This is a genomic window from Dactylosporangium sp. NPDC049742 (assembly GCF_040674675.1).
GTDB lineage: Bacteria > Actinomycetota > Actinomycetes > Mycobacteriales > Micromonosporaceae > Dactylosporangium > Dactylosporangium maewongense.
Window position 1 is genome coordinate 66,215 of the sequence record NZ_JBFANF010000061.1, and the last position, 15,561, is coordinate 81,775.

Here is a 15,561-nt window from a genome sequence, read left to right on the forward strand (position 1 = left end):
GGAGCCTCACGACTCGTGGGCGGTGAAGCGCTCCGCGTCCGTCGTGCCGTGGGAATTCTTGGCGGTGTTGTACCCGCCGACCGCGTAGACGGTGTTCCCGGTCGTCGCGACCGCCATGCCGGCGCGCGGCACGGCGAGCTTGGGCAGCCGCTCGGCGACGCCGTCCTTCAGGCACCACCAGTCGTAGACCTCGTCGAGGTTGTTGCCGCCCAGGACACACAGCCCGGTGCCCTCGAGGCGCACGGCGGAGGCACCCTCCCGCGGCTTGGGCAGCTTCGGATGGTCGTCGGCGAGCTTGCGCTCGACGAGGACGTCGATGTCGCCGGTCGTGCCCCCGGTGCCGTTGCCGCCGATGAACCAGGAGGTGCCGGCGCCGTCGCTGGCCCCGGTCAGCTTCTCCCGCGGCTGGCGCAGCGAGGCGTCCGCCACGTCCCAGCCGTCGCCGGTGGGTTGCTGCACGAAGATCGTGGCCGTGGGCTGCCCGTTGCTGCCCTTGCCGCCCGCGTAGACGATGCCCCTGCCGTCGAAGACCGCGGCACCTGCCTGCCGGGGCACCGGCAGCGCGCCGGCGCCGACCCACTTCCCGGCGGCGGTGTCGAGGCGGTAGACGTTCGGGATCGCGCCGGTCGTTGCCCAGCCGCCGATGATGAACAGCTCGCTCGAGGGTGTCACCACGGCCGCCGTCTGGCTCACCGCCTGCTGCAGCCGCGGCCCCTCCGTCCACGTCTTCGTCGCGGTGTCGAGCACCCAGACCGTGTCGAGCTGCTTGCGCGGGTTGTCCGCGGTGAAGCCGCCGATGACGTACAGCTTGCCGCCCACGACCGCCGCGGCGGCGCCCTCGATGCCGACGGGACCGGCGCCGGTCGCGGTCGGCACGTCCGGCAGGCGCTCCCACGAGCCGAGCGGATGCGGATCCGGATCCGGTCTGGTCAGCCACCATACGGTGCCGCCGGCGACGAGCAGTAGGACCACCACGGCGGCCGCGACGAGCGCGAGGCGACGCCGGCCCGGAGCGGGGACAGGCACCGGCGGCGCGGACACCGGCGGGCCCGAGACGGGAACGCCGGACATGGGGGCGCCCGAGACCGGCAGTCCCGAGAACGGCACGCCTGAGACCGGCACGCCCGACACGGGGGCGTCGGGCGGGGACGCCGGTGAGACCGGGGTGCCGTAGACGCCGGTGGCGGCGCCGGTCAGCTGCTGCGCCGGGTAGCCCTGGGTCTGGTAGGTGGTCTGCTGCGGGAGCGTGCGGGCGACGGAGGCGGTGCCGGTGGCCGGGGCGGCGGACAGCTCCGATGGGTGGACGACGGCGCCCTCGGCGACCGGGAGCTCCGGCTGCTCGAGGACGGTCGGCACGACGCCGAGCGAGCGGTGCAGCATTCGGGCGACCAGCGGCACCCGCGACGAGCCGCCGGTGAGCATGATGCCGGCGAGCTGGTTCGGGGCGAGCCGGCACGACGCGACGACCCGGGCCGTCTCCGCGACGGTCTGGCGCAGCATCGGCTCGACGAGCGCCTCCAGCTCGTCGCGGGTGAGGTGCAGCGCCGCCTCGACGCCGGGCACGGAGACCGGCGCGGCCGTGGTGCGCGACAGCATCTCCTTCGCGCCGCGGACGTCCTCCCAGAAGAGGCGGCGGTCGCGGCGGTCCTGGGCGGTGTACGGCTGGTGCAGGCGCTGCCACGCCATCGGGTCGGAGCGGCGCAGCAGGCCGCCGACGTGCTCGACCAGGGCCGCGTCGAGGTCGAGGCCGCCGACGTCCTCCAGGCCGCCGGCGCCGATGACGGTGAAGCCTTCGGGGGAGTGGCGGACGACGGCGATGTCGACGGTGCCGCCGCCGAAGTCGTAGACGACCATGGCCGCGCCGAGGGGGAGCGGGTGGTTGAGGGCGCTGATGAAGTAGCGGGCCGCGGCGACCGGCTCCGGCACCAGGCTGACCTGCGGCCAGCCCGCGAGCGCCGCGGCCTCCTGCAGCAGCGAGCGGCGGGTGTGCGCCCACGACGCCGGGTACGTGAGCACGACCGGCGGCGGGGTGCGGGTGATCTCGGCGACGCCGGCGGCGACGGCCCGCAGCACCGCGGCGAGCATCTCCCGGGTCGGGACCTCCGTGCCGCCGAGCAGGACCGTCGTCTCGTCGATACGGCGCTTCGGGTTTGGCTCGTAGCGGGCTGGGTCGAGCTGGGCGAGGCGATGCGCGTCGCGGCCGACCGCGAGCTGCCCGTTGTCCTGGAGGTACACCGCGGACGGCAGGATCGGCGCGCCGTCGAAGAGGACGGGGCGGCGCCGGCCGTCGGGGGAGCGGATCACCGCGACGGTGTTGGAGGTGCCCAGGTCGATGCCGACGACGTGACCCGTCATGAGGTGCCCCCTGAGCGACGAACGACGGACGGCGTCATGTCGGGTGACCAGGACGCGGTGAAGTACGGCTGGGCGATCCCGGCCGCGAACGCCTTCGCCGCCGCCGGGGTCGCCGCGATGCGCCAGTCGGTCTCCTTGACCGCCTCGTACCAGAGGAACCCGATGATCTCCGGGTGCTTCGGCAGCGACCGGAGCAGGTCGGTGATCCACTCCGCCTTGCGCCCGGCAGCGTCGGTGGCGGCGACCTCCGTGACGACGACCGGCCGCTTCGAGATCGCCGTGACCGAGGCGAGCGTCTTGCGGTAGATCTGGTCGAAGGTCTGGTACTGCTCGAGCCCGCCGGTGCCGTAGTAGCCGGACAGGCCGACCCAGTCGACGTAGTCGTCGCCGGGGTACAGCTGCTGCAGCGGCGTCGAGCCGTCGTAGGCGACGTTGGGGCTCCACACCCAGATGACGTTGCCGGCGCCGGCGGCCTCGAAGAGGTCGTGCACGTGCCGCCACGCCGCGACGTAGTCGCCTTTGCGGTTGCCGTTGGCGGACTCGCACCACGGGTACCAGTAGCCGTTCATCTCGTGCGCGAACCGGATCGCGACCGGGTAGCCGAGCCCCTTGATCCCGGTGGCCCACGCCTTGATGTAGGCGTCGTACGAGCCGCCGGTGATCCTCGACAGCCGGTAGTCGGGCTGGTCGCCGCGGGAGGCGTCCTGCTTGGGCGCGGAGCGGAAGTTCCACGGCTCCCACGCGAGCATCGGCAGCATGCCCCGGTTCACGATCCGGTCGAACGGCTGCCGGTCGAACGTCTTCTCCACCGCCCAGCCCTGCGCGAACATCATCACCTGCGGCTGCCGGCCGGCGGCGGCGACGAACCCGTCGTACTCGGTGAGGTCGGCCGGGCCGCGCGAGGTGAACACGCCGAAGAACGCCTTCCCCGCCTGCGGGAAGGCGGCCGGCCGCCCGGGTGCGGGCGGGAAGGTCGGGCGCGGCTCGCTCCGCTTCGTCTCCCAGCGCACGGCCGGGCCGGACGAGGCGGCGACGGCGGGCGCGACCACGAACGTGTAGCCGCCGACGAGCAGCAGCACGGCGAGCATGACCCGGGGCAGCGTGATCACGCCGGCCCCCGGGTGACGGAGAGGCCCGGCACCTGCGGCAGGTCCGACAGCCGGATCGTCGAGGTGGTGGTGAGCGACTCGCGGACCACGGCGGCCTTGCCGCGCACCGTCATGACCAGCGGACCGGTCTGCGTGGTGAGGTCGACGTCCTGCGCGACGAGACGCCGGTTGCGCAGCCGGGTGACCCACGCGATCAGCGGCGGGCAGAGCCCGGCGACGATGCTGAGCCCCGACCAGAACCGCAGCGCGTCGGAGTGGTGGCCGAGCCAGACGCTCACCCCGAGCAGCGCCGCCGACACCCCCGCCCACGCCATGTGCAGCCGGAACGACTTCGGCCCGTCCGCGGACGCGAGCCGCCCCTTCGCGGTCACCGCGTACGCCAGGGGGCGGCGCAGCAGCGCGGAGACGCCGGCCACGACGTACACCGGAACCGCGAACAACGCGAGCAGCATCCCGTGCACGCCCAGCTCGCGACGCTCGTGCTCGGCCAGGTTGAACCGGCGCAGCCACAGCCACAGCAGCGCCCAGCTGCCCATGCTCGCCGACCACAGGACCAGCCACAGCTGCCACTCGACCCGCATCGCGCCGATGCCGAACGCGAGGTACGCGGCGGTCGCGACGGTGCCGGACACCGCGGACAGCGCGACGCTCGGGTAGTACGACTGCACGAGGCCGTAGCAGAGCCGCTGGGTGAGGCTCAGCGGTTTCAGGAAACGCTTGGAGCGCAGCAGGATCTCCCACACGCCGTACGCCCAGCGCTTCTGCTGGTTGAAGTAGTCGGTCCAGGTCGTCGGGCCCTCGCCGACCGCGATCACGTCGGGGGTGTAGACGCCCGTCCAACGCCGGTCGGTCAGCGGGTTCTTCGCGCCCATCACGACCATCGAGGTGAGATGGTCCTCGATGATGCTGTCCTGGTACCCGTCGATCAGCGCCCACGCCAGGGGCCGGTAGAGATGGTTGGTGCCGATGAGCAGCGGCGCGCCGAGCCCGTTGCCGCCGCGCTCGATCAGGCCGCTGAAGAGGTACTGCTGGACCGACGCGCCGTGCACGACCCAGCCGCCGTACATGTTGCCGTAGACCTGCGGGGCGACGACGAACGCGACGTCGGGGTCGCGGAAGTAGCCGACGGTGCGCTCCAGGAAGCTCGGCAGCGGCACGTGGTCGGGGTCCATCTGCGCGACCACGTCGTAGACGTGCTCATGGGTGAAGCGCCACGCGTTGTGGTTGCCGGCCTTGGTCTTCGCGCGGAACGGCCCGTCGGGCTGGTTGAACTCCGGCTTCCCGCGGCGGCTGAAGTGCTTGACGCCGAGCTTCTTCGCCATCGCCTTCACCCGCGGGTCGTTGCCCTCGTCGAGGATCCAGATGTCGACGTGTCCCGGGTACCGCACCCGCTGCATCGCCTTGAGGGACCGCTCGACGACGTCGATCGGCTCCTTCGCCGGCACGATCGTGGTGAGCATCGCGATGCGCAGCCCGGGCTCCGGCGCCATCGGCACCGGGTCGGCGGCCTTCCACGCGAACACCCACACGGCCAGGTTCTGCAGCAGGCGCACCAACTCGACGAGGAGCACGAAGCAGAACGCGACCCGCGCCACGACCACGGTGCCCGACAGCTCGCCGGTCATCGCGCCCGGGACGTGCCGCGGCAGCGCGAGCCAGCCGATGAAGACGATCGCGGTCAGGAAGTTGAGCGAGATGAGGACGCTGAGCATGAACCGCTGCACCGGCCGGGCCGTGTTCCTGTACACGACCGGCAGATGGGGACCGGCGGGGGTGGTGAGCGGACCGGTGAGGGTGTTGCAGGCGGCGTAGGCGCGGTGGGTGTCGGCGTCGCGGAGCCGGCGCGCCAGCGCCCGCTTCTCGGCGGGTGTGGTGCGGACGGTCGCGGCATGCTCGTCCGCCACGCCCCTGCCCCCCTCACCGGTCCCGAAGAAACTGCCTGAACCAGCCCGATCGTAGGGGAGCACAGCCATCCGGCGGTGCTGTCTTTTCGCCGTTTCCGCATTGGTACACGTGGATTCCAGTGCCGCTGTTTGCGCTGCTGGCGGCGGTGCTCGCGATTCGGAACGGTGTATTCGCCGACGAATTCCCGCGGTGAATGTAGGAGATCCGACAGCGGGTCACGCGTTCGGATTACCGGACTTTTCACCCCACGCGGCGGCGTGCCGCTGAGGGTCGCGCTGCTCCGGCACGGGGTGCCCGGACGGCGGCGGTCCGGCCGCGGACAGCAGCGGGTCGAGCAGGAGCGCCGCGAGGGCGGTGGCGATGAGGACGGCCGCGGCGAGCGCGACGGCCCGCGGGCCGGCGCCCTCGATGATCAGGCCGCCGACGAACGACCCGGCGGAGATGCCGATGTTGAACGCGGAGCTGCTGCCGGCCGACGCCATGTCGGTGCTGCCGGGGGCGACCTGCAGCGCCCGGTTCTGCACCGCGGCCGCGAACGCCGCGTACGCGCCGCCGGACGTGGCGAGCGCGACGACGACGAGGGCCCGCACGGTGCCGCCGGCGTACAGCACGACCGACGCCGCGCACAGCAGCGACATCGGCACGGCGAGGGCCGGCCACGGGTAGCGGTCGAGGAAGCGGCCGACGGCGAGGGTGCCGACGACGCCGCCGACGCCGGAGACCAGCAGCAGCGGGCCGAGCGACGACGCGTCGAAGTGCGTCACGTCCAGCAGGAACGGCGTGACGTAGGTCTGCGCGGTCATCGCCCCCGCGACCCCGAGCGACGTGACGAGCAGCAGCAACAGGTAGCGCCGCAGGTCGGGGGCCGCGCCGCGGGCCGAGGCGGCGCCCGAGGGCAGCGCGCCGGGCAGCAGCGTCACGACGGCCACGCAGGTCGCCGCGCCGATGACGGCCATCACCCCGAACGCGGCCCGCCAGCCGAGCTGCTGGCCGAGCCACGTGCCCAGCGGCACGCCGAGCACCGGCGCGAGGGACGCCCCGATCGACAGCCGGGCGACGGTGCGCCCCCGCCGCGACGGCGGAAACATGGCGGTCGCCGTCGACGCCACGATCGACCAGAACAGCGCCTGCGTCATGCCGACGACGAGCCGCGCGCCGAGCAGCATCGCGTACCCCTGCGCGAGCCCGGACACCGCCGTCGCCGCCGCCGACACCCCGAGCGCCGCCCCCAGCAGCAGCCGGCGCGGCAGCCGCCGGGTCAGCACCGCCATCGGCACCGACAGCACGAGCACGACCGCCGCATACCCGGTCAGCAGCAGGCCGGCCTCGGCCCGGGTGCGCCCCAGGTCGTCGGCGATCACCGTGAGCAGCCCTATCGGCATCACCTCGACGGTGACAAACGTGAATGTCGCCACCGACAACGCGGCGAGGGCGGCGTTGGCGCGGCGGTCCACCTGACCACCATAAGTGCTGTTTAGGGTAAGGGGCATGGCCCTTGTGCGGTGTGATTTCTTCTCCGATGTCCTCGGCTTCAGTACATCGATGACGGTCGTGCTACCGCAGCGCACGTCCGGGCAGGTCGGCATGGGTGGCAGCGGGCGCGACGGCGACGTGCCGACCCTGTACCTGCTGCACGGTCTCAGCGACGACGACACCATCTGGACCCGGCGGACCTCGATCGAGCGGTACGTGGCGGAGCTCGGCATCGCCGTCGTCATGCCGCAGGTGCAGCGCAGCTTCTACACCGACGAGGTGTGGGGCCGGCCGTACTGGACGTTCGTCGCCGAGGAACTGCCCGCGATCGCCCGGAGCTTCTTCCGGCTGTCCGCCGACCCGGCGGAGAACTTCGTCGCGGGCCTGTCGATGGGCGGCTACGGCGCGTTCAAGCTCGCCCTGCGCCACCCCGACCGGTTCGGCGCCGCGGCCAGCCTCTCCGGGGTCCTGGACCTCGGCGACCGGATGCGGACGATGACCTCCGAGGTGGACCCGCTCATGTGGCGGCGGGTGTTCGGCGACGCCCCGTTCGACGGCGGCGACAACGACCTGTTCGCCCTGCTGGACAAGGTCACCGACCCGCCGCCGCTGTTCCAGTGGTGCGGCACCGAGGACGCCCTGTACCCCGGCAACGTGCGCTTCCGCGACGCCTGCGCCTCCCGGGGTGTCCCGCTCACGTCGCAGTTCGGCGCCGGTACGCACGAGTGGTCCCACTGGGACGACAAGATCCGCGACGTCCTCGCCTGGCTGCCCCTGCGGTAGCGGCGCCCCTGCGCGCCGCGGACGTGTCCTGCGCCATGTGTAAATACTAGTTTTCCGATAGGGATTGACAACTTATTTGCGTCTCTTCTAGGTTGCTGGCAAGCCCGATCCGCAACCCGATCCGCCCACGCCCCTCGTCGTGGGTGGATTCGTCGCACCCTGATGGAGCGCGCGCATGAGCGAGCCTGCAACCCTCGAAGCCGCACCTGCCGGTCCACCGATCAACACCCCGCCCGTCCGGTTCGACCCGCAGGCGGCGCAGCGCAGGGTCACCCCCAGGCTGCGCCCCTGGCGCTGGTTCGTCAGCGCCGTCGTGCTGGTGGTGCTCACCCAGGTCGTCGTCGGCGTCTTCACCAACCCCCGCTACGAGTGGCACAAGTTCTGGGCGTACTTCACCCGCGAGTCGATCGTCGACGGCGTCGTGGTCACCCTGAAGGTCGTGGCGCTCAGCGCGCTGGTCGGACTGGTCCTCGGCGGGCTCGTCGCGCTCGGCCGGCTGTCGACGAACCCACTGGTCAACGGCCTGTCGTGGGCGTACGTGTGGTTCTTCCGCGCGCTGCCCCTGCCGCTGCTGCTGATCATCACCTTCAACTTCTCGTACTTCTACCCGCGGCTGGGCGTCGGGGTGCCCTTCGGGCCGGTCTTCGCCGAGGTGCGGACCGCCAGCCTCACGCCGCTCGTGATCGGCGTCATCGCGCTGGGCCTCAACGAGGCGGCGTACGCGGCCGAGGTGATCCGCGGCGGCATCCTGTCGGTCGAGCCCGGGCAGATCGAGGCCGCCAACGCGCTCGGCCTGTCCAAGGCCCGGCAGCTGCGCCGGATCGTGCTGCCCCAGGCGCTGCGCTCGATCGTGCCGGCTTACGGCAACCAGCTCGTCGGCCTGGTGAAGGCCAGCTCGCTGGTCTACTACGTCTCGCTGCTGGACCTGTTCGGCGCGGTGTTCGTGCTGGAGTCGCGGCACCCCGAGTCGCTCGTGCCGATCCTCATCGTCGGCGCCGTCTGGTACCTCGTCATCACCGCCGCCCTGTCGGTCGTGCAGTTCTACGTCGAACGGTTCTACGCCCGCGGCACCGTCCGGGCACTGCCGCCGACCCCGCTGCAGCGGCTGCGCCGCTTCACCGTCTCGTCCTACGTCCGCCTGACCCGGAGGGGCTTGTGATGACCGCGACGCTGGACACGGCCGCGGCGCTGGAGATCCGCAACGTGCACAAGTCGTTCGGCACCCGGGAGGTGCTGCGCGGGGTCGACCTGACCGTCCGGCCCGGCGGGGTCGTGGCGATCATCGGCCCGTCCGGCTCGGGCAAGTCGACGCTGCTGCGCACCATCAACCATCTCGAGCAGCCCGACCACGGCTACGTCGCGGTGCACGGCGAGCTGATCGGGGTCGAGGCCCGCGGCGCCCGGCTGCACGAGCTGTCCCCGCGCGCCGTGCGGCGGCAGCGCACCCGGATCGGCTTCGTGGCACAGAGCTTCAACCTGTTCCCCAACCTCACCGCGCGGGACAACGTCGCCGAGCCGCTCATCGCGCACAAGCGGCAGGCCAGGCCCGCCGCGTACGAGCGGGCTACGGGGCTGCTGGCCAGGGTCGGTCTCGGCGACCGCGGCGACGCGTACCCGCGGCGGCTGTCCGGCGGGCAGCAGCAGCGCGTCGCGATCGCCCGGGCCCTGGCCCTCGAACCGAACCTGCTGCTCTTCGACGAGCCGACGTCCGCGCTCGACCCCGAGCTGGTCGGCGAGGTGCTCTCGGTCATCCGGCAGCTCGCCGACAGCGGCACCACGCTGATCATCGTCACCCACGAGATCGGGTTCGCCCGCGAGGTCGCCGACACCGTGGTGTTCATCGACGACGGCGTGATCGTCGAGCAGGGGCCGCCGGCCCAGGTGCTCACCGCGCCGCAGCAGCCCCGCACCCGCGAGTTCCTCGCCAAAGTCCTCTGAACAACTAAGGAGAACCATGCGCACCGTCAGATCATCCCGCCGGGCGTTCGCGGCCGCGGCCGTCGCCGTCACGCTCACCGCGAGCCTCGCCGCCTGCGGCAGCGACGACGAGGCCAACGCCGGCACCGCGGCCGCCGCGAGCGGCACGGTGACGATCGGCGCGCAGGCGAAGGACATCGGCAAGGTGACCGAGCTGAAGGTCGAGAAGCAGCAGGCCATCGCCGACCTGGTCCCGGCCGCGATCAAGGCCGACGGCAAGCTGACCATCGGGCTCGGCGCGCTGCCGACCGGCTTCCCGCCGCTCGCCTTCGTCGGCGACGACGACAAGACCCTCACCGGCGCCGAGCCGGACCTCGGCCGCCTCGTCGCCGCCGTGTTCGGCCTCACGCCCGAGATCAACAACGCCACGTGGGACAACCTGTTCGTCGGCATCGACTCCGGCAAGACCGAGGTCGGCTTCTCGAACATCACCGACACCGAGCAGCGCAAGGAGAAGTACGACTTCGCCTCCTACCGGCAGGACAACCTGGGCTTCGCGGTGAAGGACGGCAACGCCTGGAGCTTCGGCAAGGACTACAAGAAGCTCGCCGGCCTCAAGGTCGCCGTCGGCGCCGGCACCAACCAGGAGAAGATCCTGGTCGCGTGGCAGGAGAAGCTGAAGGCCGAGGGCAAGACCCTCGACATCAAGTACTTCGCCGACACGCCCACCACCTTCAAGGCGCTCGTCTCCGGCCAGATCGACGCCTACTTCGGCCCGAACCCGGGCATCGCCTACCAGATCAGCCGGACCAAGGGCACCGCCGACGCCGTGCGCAACGCGGGTGTGTACTCCGGCGCCGGGGAGACCCTGCAGGGCCTGATCGCGGCCACCACGAAGAAGGACAACGACCTGGCCAAGGCGCTTGCCGAGGCGATCAACTACCTGATCGCCAACGGCCAGTACCAGAAGTGGCTCGCCGCGTACAACCTCGACACCGAGGCCGTGCAGACCTCCCAGGTGAACCCGCCGGGTCTGCCGAAGTCCAACGCCTGAGGCGTCAGTCCCGGGGCGCCATGAAAGTTTCATGAGATCGCGGTGCGCCGCAGGGACAAACTCCCGGGCGGCGCGCCACCGGCCGCACCCTGCCTTTCGGAATGTCCGCCAACCTTCCGAAAGGCAGTACCATGCTCCGCTTGTTGAAATCGCTCGGCGTCCTCGCGCTGCTGCTGACCGCCGCCGTCGCGGTCAGCCCGCAGGCGGCGAGCGCCGACACCCAGATCTGCGCGACCTTCGGCTCGGCGAGCGTCGCCGGCGGGAAGTACATCGTGCAGAACAACGTCTGGGGCGCCAGCACGCCGCAGTGCATCAACGCCACCGACCGCGGCTTCACGATCACCCAGTCCGGGCACAACGTGCCCACGAACGGCGCGCCCGCCTCCTACCCCTCGATCTACGCCGGCTGCCACTACGGCAACTGCACCACCGGCAGCGGGCTGCCGATGCAGGTGTCCAGCGGCGCGTTCCAGAACGTGACGACCAGCGTGTCGATGACGTACGCCGGTGGGCAGTGGGACGCCGCGTACGACGTCTGGTTCGACCCCACCCCGCGGACCAACGGCCAGAACACCGGCGCGGAGCTCATGGTGTGGCTCAACCACGCGGGCGCGCCGCAGCCCGTCGGCTCGCCGGTCGGCACCGTGAACATCGCCGGCGGCACCTGGACCGTGTGGTTCGGCAACATCGGCTGGAACGTCGTGTCGTACGTGCGCACCGCCGGGACCGGCTCGATCAACTTCGCGGTCCGTGACTTCTACAACGACATGATGGCTCGCGGGTACGCGCAGAACAGCTGGTACCTCACCAGCGTGCAGGCCGGGTTCGAGCCGTGGCAGGGCGGCGCCGGGCTCGCCGTCACCGACTTCAACTACAGCACCACCGGTGGCAACACCGGCGGCGGGCAGACGATCGTCGGTCAGGGCTCCGGCCGGTGCGTCGACGTCAACGCGCAGGGCACCGCCGACGGCACCAAGGTCCAGCTGTGGGACTGCAACGGCAGCGGCGCGCAGAAGTGGACCCGCAGCGGCAACACGTTCGTCAACCCGCAGTCGGGCAAGTGCCTCGACGTCCGGGGCGCCAGCACCGCCAACGGCGCGCAGGTGTGGCTGTGGACGTGCCTGAACAACTCCGCCCAGCAGTGGGTGGTCAACGGCAACGGCACGTTCGTCAACCCCGCGTCGGGCAAGTGCCTCGACGCGTCCGGCCGCGGCACCGCCAACGGCACCGGCCTGCAGATCTGGGACTGCTACGGCGGCGGAGGCACCCAGTCCAACCAGGTCTGGTCGCTGCGCTGACCCGGTAGCGACCGAGGATGCGGCACCGCCGCGTTCCTCACCACCCCGAGGGGTTCAGGTGAGGAACGTGGCGGTGCACACCTGGGTCGTCTCGGGCCCGGCCGGCCCCCACCAGATACGCAGCGGGCCGACCGGCAGGTCCGGCACCGAGAAGCGGCCGAGCCGGTCGGTCGTGCCGGTCCACTCGCCGCCGGCGTGCCGGACCCGCACCGGCGCCTCGACCGGGTGGCTGACCTGCCCGACGAGCCGCACCCGGCCGCCGTCGACGACGATCTCGACGTCGATGACGGTGCCGCCGCTGTCGAAGCTCAGCAGCCGCGGGTCGTCCGCGTCACCGTCCGGTCCCGGGCCGGCGCGGACCCCGGCGGGCGCGCCCGCGACGGCACTGTCCAGCAGCAGGGCGGCCAGCGCCGCGTCCGGGTCGCGCCAGGCCAGGCCGGCCGACGCCGCCTGCAGCAGCCTCGCCGGGACGGGGTCGGTGTCGACGTACAGCCGCGCCACCGCCTCGCCCAGATCCTCACCCGCGGGTGGTTGCGTCATGTGTGCCTCCCTTCAGCGTCGGTCCGTGCTTTCCGTGTTGTTGCCTCGGCGCTGCCGCCTGTTGCCTGTGCGCGGCCGCTCCGGGGTACGGCTCGCCCGTGAGCAGGCCGCGTAACGTCTCCAGGCAGCGGGCCCGGGTCGGGCCGATGCTGCCGACCGGCATGTCCAGCGCGGCGCCCAGCTCCGCGTAGCTCGGTGCCGGGTGCGCGCCCATCGCCCGCAGCAGCCGCGCGCACCGGTCCGGCATCCGGTCGACCGCCTGCCACAGCAGCCGCTGCTCCTCCGCGCGCAGGGCCTCCTCCTCCGGCAGGTCCGTCGTCGACGGCGCCCGGCCGAGGTGCTCCGCGACGTCGGCCGGGGACTCCCGGCCCCGCCTGCGGATCATGTCGATCGCCTCGTTGCGGGCGGTCGTGGCCAGCCACGACCCGAGACCGTCGCCGTCGCGGATCTGGCCGAGCTTCTCGACCAGGCGGAACCAGGTCGCCTGGAACACGTCGCTCGCGTCGGCCTCGTTGAACCGGAAGCCACGCGCGACCGCCCAGACAAGTCCCGAGTAGCGGGCCACGAGTGCGTCCCAGGCCCGCTGATCGCCGTCCGCGGCCTCGATCAGGGCGATGGTCGGATCGAATGCCGTCACAGCACAGCAGCGTACCCGCCAACTGATCGTGTCGATTCCGACGTCACCTCCTTGGTCGCCGAAAGCACGCTTCCGGTCGACGCGGCGCGCTCCACGATCAGCGCGACCACGTGCGGGGTGGCGAACGACGTGCCGCTCCAGGTGGCCCAGCCGGTGCCGAAGTCCGGGTGGTGGATGTACGTGCTGACCACGTCGGCGCCCGGCGCGGCCACGGTCACCCACGGCCCGCTGTTGCTCCACTCGCACAGCGCCTCGCCGTCGTGCGCGGCGACCGCGACGACCTGCTGCCGCCACGGCACGTCCGCGCCGGCGAACCCTGCGGGCCAGAACGGCCGGTCGGTGACGCCGTCGTTGCCGGCGGCGGCGACCACGACCCGGTCCCGGCCGAGCAGGAAGCGGTTGAGCGCCCAGCGCAGCAGCACCGGCGGCTGGCCGTCCACGGTGTACGAGCCGAGCGACAGGTTGAGCACGTCGGTGTCGGTGAGCGCGGCGATCCGCAGCGCCAGCTGCAGCTCGGTGCCCACGCCGAACGTGTCGAGCACCTTGACGATGCGGACCTGCGCCCGCCGGGTGCCCTGCAGGATCACCCCGGCGATGAAGTTGGCGTGCCCGACGTCGGAGTCGATGACGTTGTCCCGGTCGACGTCGATCTCGGTCTCGTAGTCGCTCTCGCCGACCCGGTACCGGCTGGCCGGCAGCGGGCTGTCCGCCCACACACCGGTGTCCATGACCACGACCCGGGCGGCGCCGGCGGCCGCGGGTGCCGCGTCGATCGAGGCGGCCGCCGCCGCGATCGGCCGGCCGAACGGGCCGCCCTGCTCGAACGGCGAGGCGAGCAGCACGTGGTTCGGGCCGGCGACGGTGCCGTCGGACGCGCGCTCGCGGGTCCGGCGGGTCGCCTTGATCGCGTCGAGGCCGGGGGCCCGCAGCCGGCGCACGCCGGGCAGCGGCTCGTCGGTCGCCACGTCGGCGGCGCGGTGCCCGAGACCCTCCACGACCCGCCGGGCGTCGTCGTAGTGCTCGTCGACGACCAGCAGCTCGCCGCTGACGTACCGCACCGGCTGGCCGCCGGTGGTCTCCGTGCCCAGCCAGCGCAGGCCGGCCAGGTGCGCCGCGCGCCGCTGCCGCCACCGCTCGAGTCGCCGGGTCGGGTCCACGGGGCCGTCTTCGAAGTCAGTCATGTTCAACGTGACGTTCGAGCGAGTCCGCCGATACGTCGGGTACCCGACAGTTTCCGTCGGTGGAAGGATCGTCGGTTGTGAAGCCGCCGCATTCCGGTCCGCCGCCGTCTGCCTTGACCTTGGCGACGCGAGCCGTCGAGGCGGTTGCCGCCGACCCCGACGAGGCCCGCGCCCTGGCCGTGGCGGCCCTCGCCGCGAGCCGCCGGGCGAAGGACCCCGACGCGACGTCGGTGGCGCACCGGGCGCTGGGACTGGCCGCCCGCGTCGGCGACGACGCGCACACCGCGGCCCGGCACCTGCGCGCCGCGCTGCGGGTCGCGGAGCGGCACGAGCGGATGACCCTCGCCGCGGAGGCACGGATGAGCCTCGCGCTGGTGCTCGACGACCTGGGTCGGCCGGCCGCCGCGGTCCGCGAGATCGACGTCGCCCTGCGCAGCCTGCGCGGGCTGCGCCGGGGCCGGGCCGTGATGCAGCGGGCGCTGATCCTGCGCCGGCTCGGCCACGACGAGGAGGCGATGGCCGGCTACCGGTCGGCGCTGCGGGTCTTCCGGCGCGAAGGCGACCGGCTCTGGGAGGCCCGGGCCCTGAACAACCGGGCCATCCTGCACGGCTACCACGGCAGCCACCGCCTCGCCGCCGCCGACCTCGGCGCCGCCGCCGCCATCTACGCCGACCTGGACCTGCCGACGGCGGCCGCCCAGGTGCACCACAACCTCGGGTTCGTCGCCGCGCAGGCCGGCGACGTCCCGCTCGCCCTGGCCCGCTACGAGCAGGCCCGCGCCGTGCTGACCCGCGAGGCCGGGGTGCCCGCCGACGCCCTGCTCGACCTCGCGGAGCTGCTGCGCTCCGCCCGGCTGCTCCCGGAGGCGCAGCAGGCGGCCCAGGACGCCGTCGACACCTGCCGGCGCGGCCGCCTCGACACCGCCGGCGGCGAGGCGGCGCTCCTGCTCGCCCGGGTCGCGCTGGCCCGCGGCAACGCCGGGGAGGCCCGCGACGCGGCCCGCTCCGCGCGGCGCGCCTTCACCGCCCAGCGCCGCCACCTGCCCGCCGCCCGCGCCCGCGCCGTCGAGCTGGGTGCGGTCATCGCCGCCGGCCGGGCGCACCGCGGCACGCTGCGCGCGGTCCAGGAGGTGGCGGCGGAGCTCACCACCGCCGGCTGGCTGCTGCCCGGCTGCGAGTCGTGGCTCGACGCCGCCCAGCTCGCCCTCGCGCTCGGCGAGCACGCCGGCGCCACCTCCTGCCTGGAGCGGGCCGCCGTCGTCGCCCGGCGCGGGCCGGCCGTGCTGCGCGCCCGATGGTGGCACCTGCG

12 protein-coding genes and 1 pseudogene are annotated in these 15,561 nt (G+C 72.8%); 6 read left to right on the plus strand and 7 right to left on the minus strand.

What is annotated here, in order from left to right:
* Nucleotides 1-6: 6 nt before the first annotated feature.
* From AB0J72_RS46005 to AB0J72_RS46020, 4 genes are all read right to left on the minus strand, one after another.
* Complete coding sequence (locus AB0J72_RS46005; RefSeq protein WP_363411862.1) at nt 7-2,355, minus strand: Hsp70 family protein; 2,349 nt, start codon at nt 2,353-2,355, stop codon at nt 7-9.
* Nucleotides 2,352-3,464 carry a glycosyl hydrolase gene (locus tag AB0J72_RS46010; RefSeq protein ID WP_363411864.1) on the minus strand — a complete coding sequence of 371 codons (1,113 nt, stop codon included), beginning with the start codon at nt 3,462-3,464 and terminating at the stop codon, nt 2,352-2,354. The genes AB0J72_RS46005 and AB0J72_RS46010 overlap by 4 nt, the downstream gene beginning before the upstream one ends.
* Nucleotides 3,461-5,368, minus strand: coding sequence for a glycosyltransferase family 2 protein (locus tag AB0J72_RS46015; RefSeq protein WP_363411866.1), 1,908 nt, complete (start codon nt 5,366-5,368; stop codon nt 3,461-3,463). The genes AB0J72_RS46010 and AB0J72_RS46015 overlap by 4 nt, the downstream gene beginning before the upstream one ends.
* Before the next feature lie 216 nt (nt 5,369-5,584).
* Nucleotides 5,585-6,823, minus strand: a complete 1,239-nt coding sequence (locus AB0J72_RS46020; RefSeq protein ID WP_363411868.1) for an MFS transporter — start codon at nt 6,821-6,823, stop codon at nt 5,585-5,587.
* Between the two features lie 34 nt (nt 6,824-6,857).
* Between AB0J72_RS46020 and AB0J72_RS46025 the strand changes: the two genes are divergently transcribed.
* From AB0J72_RS46025 to AB0J72_RS46045, 5 genes are all read left to right on the plus strand, one after another.
* Nucleotides 6,858-7,625: an alpha/beta hydrolase family protein gene (locus AB0J72_RS46025; protein WP_363411870.1), complete on the plus strand. Its 768-nt coding sequence runs from the start codon at nt 6,858-6,860 to the stop codon at nt 7,623-7,625.
* A gap of 175 nt (nt 7,626-7,800) precedes the next feature.
* Nucleotides 7,801-8,784 (plus strand): amino acid ABC transporter permease, encoded by a 984-nt coding sequence (locus AB0J72_RS46030; RefSeq protein WP_363411872.1) that lies wholly within the window; start codon nt 7,801-7,803, stop codon nt 8,782-8,784.
* A complete protein-coding gene (locus AB0J72_RS46035; RefSeq protein WP_363411874.1) occupies nt 8,784-9,563 on the plus strand; it encodes an amino acid ABC transporter ATP-binding protein in 780 nt (259 codons plus the stop codon). Before AB0J72_RS46030 ends, AB0J72_RS46035 begins: the two co-directional genes overlap by 1 nt.
* 16 nt (nt 9,564-9,579) lie before the next feature.
* Nucleotides 9,580-10,596 carry an ABC transporter substrate-binding protein gene (locus AB0J72_RS46040; protein WP_363411876.1) on the plus strand — a complete coding sequence of 339 codons (1,017 nt, stop codon included), beginning with the start codon at nt 9,580-9,582 and terminating at the stop codon, nt 10,594-10,596.
* A gap of 131 nt (nt 10,597-10,727) precedes the next feature.
* Nucleotides 10,728-11,894, plus strand: a complete 1,167-nt coding sequence (locus AB0J72_RS46045; protein WP_363411878.1) for an RICIN domain-containing protein — start codon at nt 10,728-10,730, stop codon at nt 11,892-11,894.
* A 54-nt stretch (nt 11,895-11,948) separates the two neighbouring features.
* On the opposite strand, the gene AB0J72_RS46050 is transcribed toward AB0J72_RS46045, so the two are convergent.
* The 3 genes from AB0J72_RS46050 to AB0J72_RS46060 are packed head-to-tail and all read right to left on the minus strand — an operon-like array spanning nt 11,949 to nt 14,252.
* Entirely contained in the window at nt 11,949-12,434 is a 486-nt protein-coding gene (locus AB0J72_RS46050; protein ID WP_363411880.1) for a hypothetical protein, read from the minus strand.
* Complete coding sequence (locus AB0J72_RS46055; RefSeq protein WP_363411882.1) at nt 12,412-13,071, minus strand: sigma-70 family RNA polymerase sigma factor; 660 nt, start codon at nt 13,069-13,071, stop codon at nt 12,412-12,414. Before AB0J72_RS46055 ends, AB0J72_RS46050 begins: the two co-directional genes overlap by 23 nt.
* The gene (locus tag AB0J72_RS46060) at nt 13,068-14,252 is read right to left on the minus strand and encodes a S8/S53 family peptidase (RefSeq protein WP_363411884.1); all 1,185 of its coding nucleotides are present in this window, start codon (nt 14,250-14,252) and stop codon (nt 13,068-13,070) included. The genes AB0J72_RS46055 and AB0J72_RS46060 overlap by 4 nt, the downstream gene beginning before the upstream one ends.
* A 119-nt stretch (nt 14,253-14,371) precedes the next feature.
* Between AB0J72_RS46060 and AB0J72_RS46065 the strand changes: the two are divergent.
* A pseudogene (locus AB0J72_RS46065) lies at nt 14,372-15,561 on the plus strand (CHAT domain-containing protein); the annotation flags it as partial.

Bases quoted from the DNA above. Each gene is read 5' to 3' on its own strand.
- AB0J72_RS46050 (WP_363411880.1), bottom strand. From the start codon at position 12,434: ATGACGCAACCACCCGCGGGTGAGGATCTGGGCGAGGCGGTGGCGCGG.
- AB0J72_RS46045 (WP_363411878.1), top strand. From the start codon at position 10,728: ATGCTCCGCTTGTTGAAATCGCTCGGCGTCCTCGCGCTGCTGCTGACC.
- AB0J72_RS46025 (WP_363411870.1), top strand. From the start codon at position 6,858: ATGGCCCTTGTGCGGTGTGATTTCTTCTCCGATGTCCTCGGCTTCAGT.
- AB0J72_RS46005 (WP_363411862.1), bottom strand. From the start codon at position 2,355: ATGACGGGTCACGTCGTCGGCATCGACCTGGGCACCTCCAACACCGTC.
- AB0J72_RS46040 (WP_363411876.1), top strand. From the start codon at position 9,580: ATGCGCACCGTCAGATCATCCCGCCGGGCGTTCGCGGCCGCGGCCGTC.
- AB0J72_RS46030 (WP_363411872.1), top strand. From the start codon at position 7,801: ATGAGCGAGCCTGCAACCCTCGAAGCCGCACCTGCCGGTCCACCGATC.
- AB0J72_RS46035 (WP_363411874.1), top strand. From the start codon at position 8,784: ATGACCGCGACGCTGGACACGGCCGCGGCGCTGGAGATCCGCAACGTG.
- AB0J72_RS46060 (WP_363411884.1), bottom strand. From the start codon at position 14,252: ATGACTGACTTCGAAGACGGCCCCGTGGACCCGACCCGGCGACTCGAG.